Here is a 15,885-nt window from a genome sequence, read left to right as displayed (position 1 = left end):
ATGTCTGGCCCCGACGCTTCGCTCGTCGCTGCGATCCGGGCGAAGGAAAACCAACTCAACGATTGGCCGCGTCAACTCGCGATTTTGTTGATCAGCTTGGTTCTGTTCATCGCCGTGGGCTTGATTTGGTGGGACGTGCGGTTGGTGCTGATGCTGATAGGCATTCTGCTGCTGCACGAAGGCGGTCACTACCTCGCCATGCGAGCGTTTGGGTATCGCAACATTCGCATGGTGTTCGTCCCAATGCTGGGCGCGGCCGTCAGCGGCCACCCGCGACAGCTCGCCCGCTGGAAGAAAGCAATCGTCTACTTTGCCGGGCCTTTGCCGGGCATCGCCCTTTCGATGGGCCTGCTGACGATCGCGTCGCTGGAAACACTGTCCCCCGATGCGTTGGTTTTGCCCGTCCCGCTGCTCTCGGTGAACAGCAGTCATCCATGGCTGTTTGAATTGGGTGGGCTGGGACTGCTGCTGAACTGGATGAACCTGCTCCCTCTGTTGCCCCTGGACGGTGGCAAAATCATTCAGACAACGTTTGCTCGTCCATCTCCTTGGCGAGAAATACTGGGACGCGTGTTGACGATCTTGGCAATCGCAGCACTGGGGCTGTTGATCGGCGAACCCGTGTTGCTGCTGCTGATCGCCCCCCTTCTGTTCACCATGCCGCTGACCTTTCGCACCGGTTGGCTGAGCCGTCAATTGAGCGACCGCGAGATGGCCGCACCGGAACAGCGACAGATCCCCGAGTCGGCGATCGCGACGATTGCCTCGGCGATTGATGAAACCGCTCTTCAAGCGTTGCCGCCGCCGCAAAAAGCGTCGCTGGTCCTGCAGATCTACGAAGCCCTGATCACGCCCGCCCCCGGACGCTGGACGTCCTGGGCGATCAGCCTGGTGTACATCGGATCCATGACAGTCAGCACCCTGTTTGGATGGTGGGTTTGGTCGCGTCACCGCTGGTACGATCCCGATGGACTCACACCTGAAACCCCAGCCGCGATGGCGACCTGGCTCAGCCTCGACAAAGGATCTCAAGAGCCCACCTGGGCCCTGGCAAGGCAGATCGCGGGCCCGCTCGCTCAGTGGTGGCTCTCGCTTTGAACGGCAGCAACCCAGCGGCATGATTTTGCTTGATCCCGCCCGCGGATGATACATTCCACGGTCGATCCTGAAGGCATCAGTGAGTATCCTGTTGCGATTGAATTTCGCCACTCATGAATGCCGCCGCCATGTCAGACTCGTCCAGCGTTGCCAACGGACCCAAATCCGAGATTTACGAAGCGTTGACGTCGATTCGGTTGATTGACCCGCACTCGCACATCAACCCGCATTCACCGGCATCCACAACGTTGGCCGATTTGCTCGGCTACCACTACTACACCGAACTCGCGCACTCGGCGGGAATGCCCAAGTCCCGGATCGAAGACAAAGCGATCGGCCCCAAAGAATTGGTCGAACGTTTGGTGGGTGGATTGCAACCACTCGAAAACACAGCCCAGTACAGCTGGCTGATCGAAATCTGTCGCACGTTCTTTGGGTTTGAAGAGGACCGCCTGCACCTGAACAACTGGGAAGCCCTGTACGATCGAAGTGAATCGATCATGGCGTCGGCGCAGTGGTCCGAAACGGTGCTCGATCAAAGCAACGTCCAAGCCGTCTTTCTGACCAACGACTTCGACGACGCACTGGAAGGCTTCGACACCGACACCTACATCCCGTGCCTCCGCACCGATGACTTGGTGTTCCATTTGGCCAAGCCCGAAGTCCGCGGTCGATTGGCCGCTTGCACCGGCATCGAACTGGACGGCAGTCTCGAGAGCCTTCGTTCCAGTTTAAAGCAACGCTTCGAACACTTCGTCGGCCGGGGTGCTCGCGCCTGTGCGATCTCAATCCCACCCACGTTCACACCGACTCCCGTTGGCGACGGCCGAGCCTCGACCGCCCTCAACGCGGTGCTTCAAAAAGGCATCTCCGCCGACGCTTCTCATCAGGAAGCGTTGTCGCGTCGAGTGTTCTGGACACTGGCTGAACTGTGCGATGAATTCGGCTTGCCGTTTGACTTGATGATCGGCGTCAATCGCCAGGTCTATCCCGAAGGCGTCTTCCAAGGCCAAGACCTCTACGATTCACGGGTCTCACTGATCCAGTATCGCGAATTGTTCAACTCGTTCCCCAACGTGAAATTCCCTGTTTCCGTGCTGGCGAGCGTCACTAACCAAGAATTGGTCAGCTACGCCTGGATCTTTCCCAACGTGATCACCAACGGTCACTGGTGGTACAGCAACACGCCTTCGTTCATCGCTCGCGATTCGGCAGCACGACTGGAAGCCGTCCCGCAAACCAAGCAAATTGGATACTACAGCGACGCCTACAAACTGGAGTTCATCTGGCCCAAGTTTGACATGTACCGCAAGGTGCTCAGTGGCGTGTTGGCAGACCAATTCGTCGGCGATCGTGGCTGGTCCATCGAGCGTGCCGTCGAACTCGGCCGCAGAGTCTTGCGTGACAACGTCGACGAGATCTTCCCGCGTCCCAACGGGGCGGCAGGCGAAGACTCCCACGACGAGAAGGCACTGGGATCGCCGCGTTCGGGCCTTGAGTCCTTGGGCGTTGTCGGTGTCGCAACCGCCGTGGCGGGTGTCACCGAAGTCCTGGAGATCGATGCCTTGCCAGCCGAAGAAGAGGTCCACGAACTCGGCGTGGAGGACGTGGAACTGCGAGAGACCTCGGCTCCAAGCGGCACCTCCGCGGACGAGTTGGAAACATTGGTCGAAGACGAAACGCTGGACGTTGGCAACTTGCTGGATGACGAACCAACCGCCCAGATCACTCAATTGCGTGGCGAGTCCTCGTTCAGCCCCGACGATGATTCCCTGCAACTGCAACCGGATCCCAACACCGGCGAATTCACCTTTCCGGTCAACCAAAGCGACAGCGACGACACGCTCGAAATCTCGCCAAGCGACGACGACTCACCCGCTGAGAAAACCGACCCCACCGCGGAGACGGTCCAAGAGCTGGAAGAGTTCGACCTGGAGTTCCTGGACGATGACGAGGAATCCAAGTAGCCCTGGGAGGTAGCTGACTTCGCGATTGAAACGCCCGAAGGTCAGCCGAAGCCCCCTCAGATCGCTCAAACGCTCAAAACGAGCCCGCTAAGACGGAGAAACCTCCGTTTTCTTTGCCCAAATCCAATGCCCGGGACGGTACTTTGGTGCTCGGCACACGTTCCATCGATGAGGGACGTGCGTGATTGGCAACGCGTGCCCAGCAATGGGTGAACGCGGATGCGACGGCGATGAAATCCGAGGGAGACAATGTGGTTCGACTGACACGAAGTTGGAAGCTGACAACCTGCTTGGAGACCATTGTCGCGGTCGCTGTGGGGCTGGCACTCGGCGCGGTGCCCTCGTTTGCGGAATCGCCCACCCCGGCGACCGAGCGAAGCTTTGCGTCCAACGACCAAGTGGCTCAGTCGCTCTCGATCCGCATGGCGGATGGTTCCTCCCAGGAAGTGCCTGACTTCCAACGCCACATCACCCCCTTGCTTGGCCGTTTGGGATGCAACGGGCGTGCTTGCCATGGCTCGTTCCAAGGCCGCGGCGATTTTCAACTCTCGTTGTTCGGCTACGACTTTCGAGCGGACCATGCGGAGTTGCTGGATCCCGACACCGGACGGGTCGACATCGACGATGTTGCCGAGAGTTTGATCCTGGCCAAACCAACCGACGCGGACATCCACGAAGGAGGCAAGCGTCTCGACGAGGGAAGTTGGCAATACAACACGCTTCGAAATTGGATTGCGGCGGGCGCTGAGTTTGACAACCAAACGGTCCATGCCTTGGACCGCCTTGAAATCCAACCATCCGAGATTCAATTCCAAGACGATTCGCAAACCGTTTCGCTCACAGCCATCGCACACTGGGCGGACGGAACGAGCGAAGACGTGACCGAACTGTGCCGCTTCACAACCAACGATGACGCGATCGCCGCCATCGATGAGAACGGGCGGGTCTCAGCAGGCGAAACGGGTGACACTCACGTTGTGATCGCCTACGACCGCGCGGTCGTTCCCGTGCCAGTGATCCGACGCGTCGAAGTCAATGCAGCCATTGCCTCGCCCACCCCTTCAGAACATCGAATCGATCAACGGATCCAAATCAAGCTCGACAAGCTCGGCATCACCCCCTCGGGCATCTGCAGTGACTCTGACTTCATCCGCCGGGCCAGCTTCGACATCACGGGGACGCTTCCCGCAGCAGCGGATGTGCGTGCGTTCTTAGCCGACACGCAGCCGAACAAACGACCGCGTTTGATTGACGAGCTTCTCGACTCGCCTGGCTACGCCGCCTGGTGGGCCACTCGGCTCGCGGATTGGACCGGCAACAGCGACGTGCAATTGAACAACGCATTGCCTGTTCGAGGGTCCGCGTCGCGACTTTGGTATGAATGGTTGCGAGTCCGCTTGGAGGACAACGTGCCCTACGACCAAATCGTCGAAGGCATCGTCATGGCCGACAATCGCGAACAGGGTGAATCCTACCTGCAGTACTGCCGCACGATGACGGAAGCGTGCCAACCCGGCCAGGAATCCAAATTCGCCGAGCGCTCAGGCATGCCGCTCTTCTGGGCTCGCCGCAACTTCCAAAAACCAGAGGAACGAGCGATTGGTTTTGCGTATTCGTTTCTGGGGATTCGAATCGAATGCGCTCAGTGCCACAAACATCCCTTTGACCAGTGGTCCAAGGACGACTTCGACCAGTTCGCGACACTCTTCAAGAGCATTGATGCCAAACCCAACACCGTCGCTCGCGAATCGCGTGAACAACGCGATGAACTGATTTCAAAAATCACTGGCGAAGAAAAGCTCCGCAATGGTGACCTCCGTCGCAAAATCTATCAGGCGGCCCAACAAGGCCAAACGGTTCCCTTTCCGGAACTGGTTTACAACACTGCTGCGATTCAATCCCAACAACGACGAGCCAAAGCGCGGGCGAAGAAGTTCCCCAAGGCGGCCCCAGTCAGGATTCCAGCAGGTTTCATCTTAGGCCAATCCGATTCGGTTCCACTGGACCGCGATCCGCGAGGCGACCTGATGCAGTGGCTGCGGCAAGACGACAATCCGTACTTCGCCAAAGCAATCGTCAACCGAGTCTGGGCGAACTACTTCGGCATCGGAATCATCAACCCGACTGATGACATGAACCTGGCCAACGCGCCGAGCAACGCTGCCTTGCTCGATGAACTCTCGAAAGAATTCATTGACAGCGGCTACGACTTGAAATGGCTGACTCGTGAGATCACCACCAGCGACGCTTACCAGCGAAGCATGGACACCAACGCCAGCAACCGAGACGACGATCGCAACTTTTCACGTCACGTTCCGCGACGACTCCCTGCCGAAGTGATTCACGATGCGGTGCAACTGGCAACCCAGTCCAGCAGCAACTCAGATCGCATGCGAAGCGAGCTGCAACAAATGGCGATTGCCAACGGAGTCACCCAAAACCGCAACAATCGCAACTTTGCACTCCAAGTGTTCGGCCAATCCGAACGCGAGAGCAACTGCGACTGCGACCGCAGCGATTCGCCCAGTCTGCTGCAGTCGATCTACTTGCGAAATGACTTCGAAATGTATCAGCAACTGGGATCCAAAGAGGGCTGGGTCACGCAGACGATGAAGTCCTTGGGGCTGGAATCTGGCAGCCCTGGCGTTGACCCTCAAATCCAACGTCAAGCGGAGCAGTTCCAACGCCAAACCCTGACCAAGATCAAACGTTTCCAACGGAGGACGCCGAAACAACGCCGAGCCAACCGAGACCGAATCCAGGAGGAGTACAAACGCGTCCAAACCAAACTGGAACGCTACGGATTCGCGTCTCCCGATCTGACAGAACTGCTGAGTGATCCAGATGCTTGGAAACTGACTCGACTTGAATTGGACGTCCCCGAAAAGACAGAGACCTCCCTGGATCAAGTGGTCGACGAGGCTTACCTACGAACGCTTTCTCGTTTCCCCAACCAAGACGAGCGGCAGACCTCGCTCGAATTCATTGCGGAATCCGAGTCACCCAAGTCCGGAATTGAATCGCTGATGTGGGCATTGGTGAACACCAAAGAATTCATCATCACACACTGATTTTCTTCGTTGCGATTTCCGCGTTGTGTCCTCGGCGTCATTTCCTCTGGGTCACAGTTCCAATCCGACGATCCCCGTTGATTCTCGCTACCCGCCCACCTCTCCCCCAGCCCTTTCGCTTCGAGGCACGTCCCCATGAAACTTCATCGAACATGCGATGGAATCGTCCGTCGCGATTTCCTTCGGGCGGGCACGCTGGGCCTTGGTGCTGTCGCACTTCCTGGTTTGTCGCTTCCTTCCCTGTTGCGAGCGGAAGAAGCGGGCCGGGTCCTGCCTGGAGGCGCCAAGCGAGCGATCTTCATCGAACTCAACGGTGGACCATCCCACATCGACACGTTCGATCCCAAACCAAACGCCAGCGATGAGATTCGCGGTCCGTTTCAACCGATTGCAACCAACGTTCCTGGCATCCAAGTCAGCGAACACTTGCCGAAACTGGCTCAGGTTGCCGACAAATTCGCGATTCTGCGAGGTGTCAGCCACACCCTCGCCGCGCACCAACTGGGCCGCGAATACATCAACAGTGGGACACGTCCCATTCCTTCCCTGGAATACCCCAGCTACGGCGCCGTGATGACGCAGCAGCGTCCTGGCGATCATGACATTCCCAACCATGTCGCGATTCCCAAAGCGTCGCACGGCGCAGGATTCCTAGGCATCCAACACGCCGCTCTGGAAACCAAGGCGACGCCGACTCCCAACCAACCATTCTCCGTTCGAGGAATCTCGCTTCCCGGCAATGTTTCGATCGATGAAGTCACGCGCCGCCAAAGCCTGCTGAAGAAACTGGATCGTCGCTTTGCCGCGCTCGAGAAAAGCGAATCCTTGCTTCAAGGTCTGGACCGCTTTGGCGAACAAGCCTACGCAATGATCACCTCTTCGCGAGCACGGGAAGCCTTCGACATATCACGCGAACCCGAGAGCATGCGGAAGCAGTTCGGCGAAGATGCGTTCAGCCAAAGCTGCTTGCTCGCCCTGCGTCTGATCGAATCCGATGTTCGTTTTGTTTCGCTGCAACTGGGAGGCTGGGACACTCACCAGGACAACTTCACCAAATTGAAGGAGCAACAGCTTCCCAAATTGGACGCCGGCCTCAGCGGATTGCTGGTCGGTCTGGAGCAACGTGGCCTGCTCGAATCCACCGCCGTGTTTGTCACGGGCGAATTTGGACGCACGCCCAAGATCAATGATCGCAGCGTTGAAGGTGGTCGCGATCACTACCCGCGTTGCATGTTCATGCTGATGGCAGGCGGCAACGTCCGCGGTGGACAGGTGATCGGAGAAAGCGATGACACCGCTGCGGGACCGCGGCACGAGGCCATCACACCAGATGACGTTGCGGCCAGCTTCTACCGGAACCTCGGCATTGATCCCACGATGGAATTTGAAAGCGACACCGGTCGCCCCATCACGCTGGTTCGAGACGGGCACCCAATCGAAGCTTTGTTCAGCTGAACACGGTCGACTCGGTGCACGGCAATGCGTCGCACACCCGGCCACAGCCACCCAATCGCTTCACGAGCGAAATTCAGACACGCCTGGGGACCAGGCTCACTCAACGAAGGGATTGACTTGGACGCTGTTCGGACGGGGCGTCTGTGCGTCATCTTCCCGAACGGGATCCGCGGCTTGGCTCTCACCGTGTGGCTGGTCCATGGAAAAATCGCCTGAGATGCGATGCTCGTCCGACGCACTCACTTCACTGACCGACTCTTCGCTCTCAAAGAATGCGTTGTCGAGTTGCCTTGGGAGTGCAGCCCACATGTCTTCTTCGGCGGCAGTCGATTCAACATCCGCGTTCATGTCCGGTTCCATCGCCTGCGCCATCTTCGCGAATTCACCCATTTCGATGAAGGCAAAGGAAGCGACTGCCAGCACAGCCACCGTGAGCATCATCCCCATCCCACCGATGAACATGAATGCCATGTAGGCAACGCCAGACGCAATGGGCCCGCTTTGCGTCATGACAGAGACGGTCAAAACCGCGGCGACCATCGCCAGAATGATCGGCAAAAACGGAGGGACAGAATCGGCGAAGAAGGCCAGCACAATGGACACCAACCCACTCGACATCCCCGCCGCGAACGACACGCAAAACGACCACCCAAATCCATGCTGACCGCAGCCAGCGAGTGACAGACTCCACTTCATCGCGTAGCCATAAACCACAATGGTTGCCAGGCAAAACACAGCTGCAATCATCAGGATGGGAATGATTGGCAGCGAGCTGAGATCCATGGCAGGATCGATGGAATTCATGCCCATTGAGAACGACCAAGTTGGTTTGGGAGGACCGAGACAGAGGTTACTCTGAACCCTAGGTCATCCCCTCACCCGTCGCCAATCGAGGAAGATGTCACCGCGTCAGATCAGTCTGGGTTGCGGCAAGCCGGTTTCGATAATCCAACCAACCGGCACAACCATCACGAGATGGCGAGACGGTCCCGGGGATGCCACCTCGAGCCACCGATGTTGGCTCCTCCGAGGCGAATTTGCATGCCTGGCTCCAGAGGATCCCCCGTGATCGCTCGGGGTGGAAATCCAATGCCACTTGCATTGAGATCCCACCCTCCCCGGGCCGCAGCAGGCCAACCCTCAGGGAGGGTGAAATAAAACTGCACGACCTCCTGCGTTGGGTGGGGTTCTGCAAGTCACTGCTGGGTAGGCACCTGTGAACTGCGGTGCATAGCACCTGAGAACTCCGCCCATGGAGAAGTCGGGCGGCGTCAACGACGAGGCAACCAACCCGCCACGGATGCTTTGGAACGCAGATCCATCTCGACATCGCAGCGGACATCTCGATCGCCTTGCTTCAGCCTCACAAACACCACCACCTTTTCGCCCTCAGGACGCTTGTCCTTCCAACGAATCGGGATTCGCAACGAATCTCGAGGCAGATCCACCGCGGACATTTGCTGCAAACGAACCAATTGATCGGGACCAAAGTCCCAGCGTCCCAGTTTGGCTTCGTCGCCCGACTTGGATGCATCCAGAACCACGACGCTCAAGTTCGTTTGCTCTAGCAATGCCGGCATGGCTTTGGGTTGCGGCTTGTCGGACGATGCAAGTTTCGTCAACGGATCCAGCGAATCGCCCAACAAGGCAATCGCATGCCCATATTGATCCATTGAATCGACCACCACGTCGATGCCTTCGGTTGGCGGATAATCAGGATTCGATGGTGGTTGCGTCGCTTGCGTGATGTCGCTGACAAAACGCGGCAAAGAGTTCTTGTCGTTGACGGAAAGCTTGGCCGTGAAGAGCTCAATCTTTTCAGGGGCACCGTTGACCTTGCCCAAGCCACCAAGCATCCCCAAGCCTTCCGGCAATTGAATTTGCCCTGGCGGATTGTCTGGCAGCCCAGAAGGCGAGTTCGGTGGCACGGGATCCCCTGGGACAACCGGATCAAATTTCAAATCGCCCGGCCCAGGTGGAACGGGTTGCGTCGGAGCAGGCAACAACGATCCAGGATCGCTATCGGGAACAAATGGCTCCCCTGGATCGATCATGGAATCGAGGTCCATTCCATTGCCGAAATCAAACGGCGTTTCAGAAGGGGTCTTGGTTCCTGGCGGGATGTCTTCCGAGCCCGCATTGGCATTCAGGTCGGCAGGTGATGAGTCGCTGGGGTCAACCAATGGTTGATCCCGCGGCGCGAACTTATCGGGGACTCCTGGATCGACGAACTCAGGATCCTCCAAACCGTTTCCCATGTCGAAATCATCCGAATCGGCAGATGGATCCTGCAATGAATCGGGTTGCGGATCGACGACTGGATCCGGCGGCCGTTTGGAGTCCATGACGCCTGGTTTGGACAGTCCTTGGAGCAAATTCGGGGTTCGCCGTGCGGCGGGAGGAGGGTTCAATGCGGCCGCCGCCTTGGCAGCCTTCGCTCGCCGTAATTTTTCGATCAGCACGCGGTTTTCGTAATCGGCTTCGTAGAGCTGGTCTTCCAACAGCCGAATTTCTCTCGCCATTTTTTGGCTGTAGACGTCCTGCTTGGCTCGTCCTCGGCATCCGGTCAGCGAGAACACCACGCAACCAACCATTGCGATCAGGAATGCTCGGGCGGTCAACGCACCACAGTCTTGTTTGTCCGTTCGCTCGACATCAGCTTGTTCCAGGCCGCAATTCCCGCTGCATGGAGCGGAATGGCGCACACTCCAGCGTCCCGAACCACAGGGGCTGGGCGAAGCGTTCACAGAGACGGCTGACCGTTGAAACAACGGGAAATTCCTGAAACCGGAGAAGGATGATTTTTTGACTCAAGTTTCAGTTATCAAATGCCGACCCCGGGTGTCAACGGAAACTCAGACTGACGGCAGCAAAAGAGCTCGCCGATTGACCGCGGATTGCAAGCCTGGACTCCCCAATGAACACAAACGAGGAGTTTTCGTCTCTGCAAACAAAAAAATCGCCGCGATTCGAATGACACGAATCACGGCGATCAATTTTCAAACATCGACCGGATGTCTCCGGTCAACTGGACGTCCAAGTTGGCTTACAACGCCACCCCCGGCATGGCGATCCCATCAGGACGCTCCACCTCCGCATCGTGCGACAGAATGCGTGACTTGCCGACAAAGTAGCTGTGATTGTGCTCCACAACCAAGTTGTACGTCTTGTCGGCGGCAACGGATCCAAGGGCATCAATCACCGCCACCCCATCCGCGCCGTGCAACGCATCTCCGGGAACAAGCTGTTCCGTCGTCGTCCAACCACGTCCAATCACCCAGAAAGGGTGACCTTTGGAAGCAACGATCTCATCACTTCCCAGCTGGATTTTGGTCAGTGGCTCGGGTTCACGGACCGTTTGTCGTAAAACGCTCTGATAGCTCAGCTCCCCGGTGGTCACATCACAGCTCAGCACCTGGTCCCCCAATCGCAGACTTTCCACGGGACGCATGCCGCGATCGGTCCAGACGAGAGTTCCGGCGACCAAGCAATCCGCGGCCGGACGCACGTAGACGCCGATCTTGGCATCCGGAACAGCAGCGGCTCGCTTTTGTGCCCAAGTTTGAGGCTGACTGCCGGAATCCTCGGCCAATTGCCGTGTGCCGTTGCTTCCCGATTTGAATGCCAGGACTCGCCGTGGTGTGGATCCAATCGGGGCAGCATTGCTGACTTCCCGGTAAGCCATGTTTCGAACCAAACGACGTTCAACGGGCGGCAATCCGGTGTCACCGTAACCGCGATAGGCATACCACCAATCCCGCATGCTCTCAGCCGATGGCTCCCCATCGAAATTCGAATCGAGTGCTTCAATCACCGCCGCGGTTCGGCTCTGCAACCAACGACTTCGAGCATTGAACCGCTCCGCTTCGGATTGAACGACACTTGCATCGCGGGCGCTCTCGACCTGCAGGCTCTCCACCGCATCTCGATGACCGATGATCCCCGTGGGGGATGCTCCTGCATGGACCGCCACCACTTTCGTGACAGAATCCAAGACCTTCACGCCTTCCGCATCTTCCCGGCGGTATTGCCGGACAACATCGAAGGATCGATCTCCCTCGTTGAACACCAAGCGATGGGTGGATTCGATGGTTCCTTGACACCAATCCAACAGCGTCGGGACAAACAGCATTGGATCGGTCGACTTCAATTGCTGCGTTGCCAGATCACGCAAGCCTCGTCGCTGATCGAAGACTGCCAACCGAGCCAACGCGACGGCGGCATCGGCCTCGTCTCGTTCACCGAGCCAATTCACCGCGGCCATTGCAAATCCATCTGACCCACTGAAGGCTTGTTGCAGCACCGCATCGATCGCATCAGCGGTGTCGATCCGCTCAAGCTGCGTGCGTGCTTTGCTCAGGGTCGCAGAATCGGTTGACCGGAACGCTTCTGCGATGGCCCGAATCTTCGGCGTGTGAACGCGCAAGTTCTGCTGGGTCTCACGCAATTCTTTCTGCTGCTGGACAGCTTCTTCTGCTGCAACCCACGCATCGCCGACTCGGACGTTTCCAAGATAACGATGTGCTGCGGCATGATCCCGATCCAGTTCAACCACACGAAACGCGTGAGCGCGAGCACGTCCGGGCATGTGTTCTGCGCGACACCAACGCGAGAGTTGCCAGTGATCCGCCGCCGTGTCCTGCATCGCATCGCGTCGGCTTTCGTATTCGGCGATCCGATTCGAACGAGCGTCGTCCTGAACGGATTCTTCGATCGAAACCCATTGGCCGTTGGTGTCTTTCAACCGCCCTTTCAAAGCATTCGCCAACGACTGGGCCTCCAAATCCGCGGGAGGATTCTCCAGCAGTTGTTCACGAAGCTGGACGTTTCCAATTGACGAAGCATCAACCAGTTGCTCCGACCAGGTCGCGTCGGCAGCGTGCACCTGGGATTCAATCCCGGTTGCCGCCACACAAGTCGCACCGGCGAGGAAAATCCCCATCGAGTAGCGAACACCAAACCTGGGTTTCAATCGCGTCGTCTTCATATTCATCTCCATTGACGTCAGAGGCCAGAAAAGGGGAGGTGGATGTAGGGAAGCTGCACACGTGGATGATTGCCAGCCATTCCCCCCGCAGCATTCGTTAAGGGTACAAGATTCACCCCCTCCGGGAAAGTAAATTCCGACACCCGCAAGATTTCCAGCGAACGTTCCCAGGCCTCTTGGAAGCGAACCTGCCCCAGTTCCATCGAAAGCTCCTCGACCAATGAATCACTGGCTTCCCGCATGGCAGGCAGACGGGGCATCACAATGTCCTCCAGACCTGCCGCGTGCAGGCGACTCGCCTGGACCAACAAATGATTTTGAATTTCGGGTCGAAGGATCTGGGACACTTTTCCAACGGGCGGGTATTTCGAGCTGAGATCAACCCAACTTCGGAGACCCTCTTGCCCCACCTGCCCATGGCGTCGATCCCAAGCGTGGACTCCGCGAGACGTCGTTCTTTCGCCCTGCGATGCCAGCGGGACGGATGATTCCGGTGGCACCAAGAGATTTCGGCTGATGCTGCCCCACCAGACAGAATCCCCCCAAGTTGCAACCGAACCTGCCGAAACCATCTCTGGAGATTGGTCCTGGAGTGCTGGGGAAACTCCTGATTGCGAGGCATCCCACAGTGCCACCGGGTCCGAATCCTCCGGAACAAAGTCCTGGCTGGGAGAGGTCGCGACACTCAGGGCAGTGCCCAGCGTGTGTGCGTAGGCAACCTTTCCCCGGTCTTTCCAACGCTGAGTTTGGTCGTTGGCATCGTGCCGAATCACCAACTCTTCGAACGGCAATTGCCATAGAAAACCACTTGGCACAACGATGACGTGACGGATCCCCGGATGATCGATGCCGCACAGCGGAGGGAACAAACGCTGGGTCAGCTCCAGTTCCATCTGCTGAGTCCGCAGACGTTGTGCCTTGTTCTCGATCTCGTCCACCGTGGTCGGCAAACTCAAGATGGTTGCCAGCCAACGTTCGCACTGCTGACGCAGTTCTTGGGGCGCTCGCACCTGCCAATGACTGGCTTGATTTCGATGCACCAGCGTCCCAATCAGGCTGTCATCCTCCATGGAAAACGACACGATTGCCACGTCGGCAGGCAAGGCGTTCCATTCCGGCCTTTCGTTCCTCAGTGGAATCGGCGGCGGTTCCACTCGAGGCAGCAAAACGCGACTCAAAGCCAACGACGACAACTGACTTTGCAACCGCTCATGCAAAATGGCAGCGTCCAAACCAAGCACCTGGGGATTGAGCTGCATGGCCGGGGCAAGAGCTTGCAGTTCCTTGTTCAGATCCGCTTGATTTGGAAAGAAGTCATCCAGCGAAAGCTCTTTGTTTCTCAAGACCTGACGCAGTGCACAACGCAGATCCGTTGTCCCGGGCAGTTCGCCCAGCGTGTTTCTCGCACTGGCGGATTGCTGTTCATCCATTCGAACAGCTACGCGTTCCCCTTCGCCGGCCGCCACTGCAAGTCGAACGCCCAACCCGGTCCACGATTGCCGGTCCAGCTCAAAACAAAACTGATCAAATGCGGTGAGGTCCTGCCCCGCCAGCGATTCGCGCCAATGCGATTGATAACGCTGACTTCGAGTGGCGGCCGGCACGCGAACCTGGTTGGGCAATCCGAGTTCCCAGAATCGAAACGCCAACGGATGAGTGATCGCACGATCGGCATCGCGTTGTTCGTTCGACTGGACTCCCCGCGCGAACCGGCGACTCTGATCCAGCAATTCTTCCTGGATGAGTTTTCGCCGTTCAAGTTCCTTCAACGTTTGAATGTTTCTTTCGTCCTTGTCCTCTGCATCCAAGCGGGCCACACCAACCCCTTGTTGAACGTCAGCTTGAAGCTGCAACCAACGCGCGATCGCGGCAGAACGCGGCAGATCCAATCGGCGTGTCCGGCGATATCGTTCTGCCATCGACAAATGATTGCTGGCTGCAGAAGAGCGTTTTGCTAGCAACGCAGCTCTGGCAGCGAGCACTCTCAGTTGAAAAGCGATGGACGGTGTTTGGTTCCGCAAGAATTCTGATCGTGCAACTAAATCTCGCTCCAGCCGAATCGCGAGTTCTTCCCCATTGTCCCAACGCCCCAATTCTTCCAGAGCCAATTCGAAGCTCTCGACCGCCAATTGAAACTGAGCCGACGCGAAAGCAATTTCAGAGGTCGCAACCGCTGTTTCAATGAACCCAACCAAGTCTTCGCGAGACGGCAAAACCACCGCGGGCTGGCCTGCCTGCATCGGAACCTCTCCGTTGACGATTTGCCGGTTGACCCACCACCGATTCCCCAAGGATCGCAAACGGGTCAGACGCGTGATCGGCGTCAAAGCATGAAACCCTCCGGTGATTTCATCCAGCGGATCGACGAGCTGGAGCTCGGAATCATCCCCTGCGTGATAGCGCAAGGTGACCCGCGTGGCCGCCACCAACGTGCCTGCCGCGTGGAATTGCCTGTTGGAACCGAGCACGCCAGGGGGAACCGTCGCGGCAAGCAACTGTTGTCCGGTGGGGGCTTGCAAGGCAACCGCTCGGCCTCGCAGCCATCGCAAACGATAGGCAGCGACCGCTAATTGCCGCAGTGTTTCGGCGATATCCAACCCTTGCAATTCGTCAATATTCTCTGGCAACTCCGCCGAAATCTCCCAGTGTCCAGCAGGAATCCCGGCCATCAGATAGCGTCGAAGACGCACCAATGGCACACGCTCCGCCGACGGCCACAAATCCAGCTCGGTTCTGACGAGGGCGTTCGGAGTTTCCATCAAACGATCGAGATCATCGTCGATTTGCCTTGTCATTCCGACACTTCTTCGCCTTGGAATTTCGCTTGGCGGAGACGTCAAGACTCCCCACTGAATCCCCGACAGAAACGTTGGGTTGGCGACGATGATCTGGATCGCGGTTTCGTAGTGTTCCGCGGCAGTGGCCAGATCCCCTGCTTGAAGGTGACATTCGCCCAGCAAGGTTCGAATGGAGATTCGACCGAGCAAATGCCGCATGGTGCTGGTCGACGCCGCGTCGCGTTCCAACTGGTTCAGAATCGCGATCGCCCGAGTGATTTCACCACGAAAGAAAGCCTGCTGCGCTACTCGATAGGCGGGTGGAGGGGCAACGTCTTGAAACGCAAGGTCTTGGTTCGGTTGCGGAAGGTTGTTCTCAAAACGGTCAGCGAGCCCTGCGGCTTCCAACGCCTCTCGGGCCGCATCCTCACCTGGTTGCTGGGCCGATGTCTGCGTCCCTCCTAAGAAGCAGACCGCGATCGCCAGCCCGTACCAACACGGGAGAAGCCCACCTCGAATCAACACGCCTG

General features: G+C 57.8%; 8 protein-coding genes. 4 read left to right on the top strand and 4 right to left on the bottom strand.

From position 1 onward, the window contains the following. From PSR62_RS11635 to PSR62_RS11620, 4 genes are all read left to right on the top strand, one after another. A complete protein-coding gene (locus PSR62_RS11635) occupies positions 1–1,098 on the top strand; it encodes a site-2 protease family protein (protein WP_274407904.1) in 1,098 nt (365 codons plus the stop codon). A 113-nt stretch (positions 1,099–1,211) separates the two neighbouring features. Beyond that, a complete protein-coding gene (locus PSR62_RS11630; protein ID WP_274407903.1) occupies positions 1,212–3,065 on the top strand; it encodes a glucuronate isomerase in 1,854 nt (617 codons plus the stop codon). Between the two features lie 422 nt (positions 3,066–3,487). Then, positions 3,488–6,136 (top strand): DUF1549 and DUF1553 domain-containing protein, encoded by a 2,649-nt coding sequence (locus PSR62_RS11625; protein ID WP_274408216.1) that lies wholly within the window; start codon positions 3,488–3,490, stop codon positions 6,134–6,136. 135 nt (positions 6,137–6,271) lie between these two features. Further along, positions 6,272–7,591 carry a DUF1501 domain-containing protein gene (locus PSR62_RS11620; protein WP_274407902.1) on the top strand — a complete coding sequence of 440 codons (1,320 nt, stop codon included), beginning with the start codon at positions 6,272–6,274 and terminating at the stop codon, positions 7,589–7,591. Positions 7,592–7,687: 96 nt separating this feature from the next. Here PSR62_RS11620 and PSR62_RS11615 read toward each other — a convergent pair whose 3' ends face one another. The 4 genes from PSR62_RS11615 to PSR62_RS11600 all read right to left on the bottom strand — a co-directional run bounded on the left by PSR62_RS11615 (position 7,688) and on the right by PSR62_RS11600 (position 15,880). Then, positions 7,688–8,395, bottom strand: a complete 708-nt coding sequence (locus PSR62_RS11615; RefSeq protein WP_274407901.1) for a hypothetical protein — start codon at positions 8,393–8,395, stop codon at positions 7,688–7,690. A 467-nt stretch (positions 8,396–8,862) separates the two neighbouring features. Beyond that, positions 8,863–10,296 carry a hypothetical protein gene (locus tag PSR62_RS11610; protein WP_274407900.1) on the bottom strand — a complete coding sequence of 478 codons (1,434 nt, stop codon included), beginning with the start codon at positions 10,294–10,296 and terminating at the stop codon, positions 8,863–8,865. Between the two features lie 341 nt (positions 10,297–10,637). Further along, entirely contained in the window at positions 10,638–12,578 is a 1,941-nt protein-coding gene (locus tag PSR62_RS11605; protein ID WP_274407899.1) for a polymorphic toxin-type HINT domain-containing protein, read from the bottom strand. Positions 12,579–12,595: 17 nt separating this feature from the next. Beyond that, entirely contained in the window at positions 12,596–15,880 is a 3,285-nt protein-coding gene (locus PSR62_RS11600; RefSeq protein ID WP_274407898.1) for a hypothetical protein, read from the bottom strand. Positions 15,881–15,885 lie beyond the last annotated feature (5 nt).

It is taken from the genome of Rhodopirellula sp. P2 (assembly GCF_028768465.1).
GTDB lineage: Bacteria > Planctomycetota > Planctomycetia > Pirellulales > Pirellulaceae > Rhodopirellula.
Note: the sequence above shows the minus strand (reverse complement) of the source record. Positions and strands in the feature narration are given on the sequence as shown.

Bases quoted from the DNA above. Each gene is read 5' to 3' on its own strand.
- PSR62_RS11625 (WP_274408216.1), top strand. From the start codon at position 3,488: ATGGCGGATGGTTCCTCCCAGGAAGTGCCTGACTTCCAACGCCACATC.
- PSR62_RS11605 (WP_274407899.1), bottom strand. From the start codon at position 12,578: ATGAAGACGACGCGATTGAAACCCAGGTTTGGTGTTCGCTACTCGATG.
- PSR62_RS11615 (WP_274407901.1), bottom strand. From the start codon at position 8,395: ATGAATTCCATCGATCCTGCCATGGATCTCAGCTCGCTGCCAATCATT.
- PSR62_RS11620 (WP_274407902.1), top strand. From the start codon at position 6,272: ATGAAACTTCATCGAACATGCGATGGAATCGTCCGTCGCGATTTCCTT.
- PSR62_RS11630 (WP_274407903.1), top strand. From the start codon at position 1,212: ATGAATGCCGCCGCCATGTCAGACTCGTCCAGCGTTGCCAACGGACCC.
- PSR62_RS11635 (WP_274407904.1), top strand. From the start codon at position 1: ATGTCTGGCCCCGACGCTTCGCTCGTCGCTGCGATCCGGGCGAAGGAA.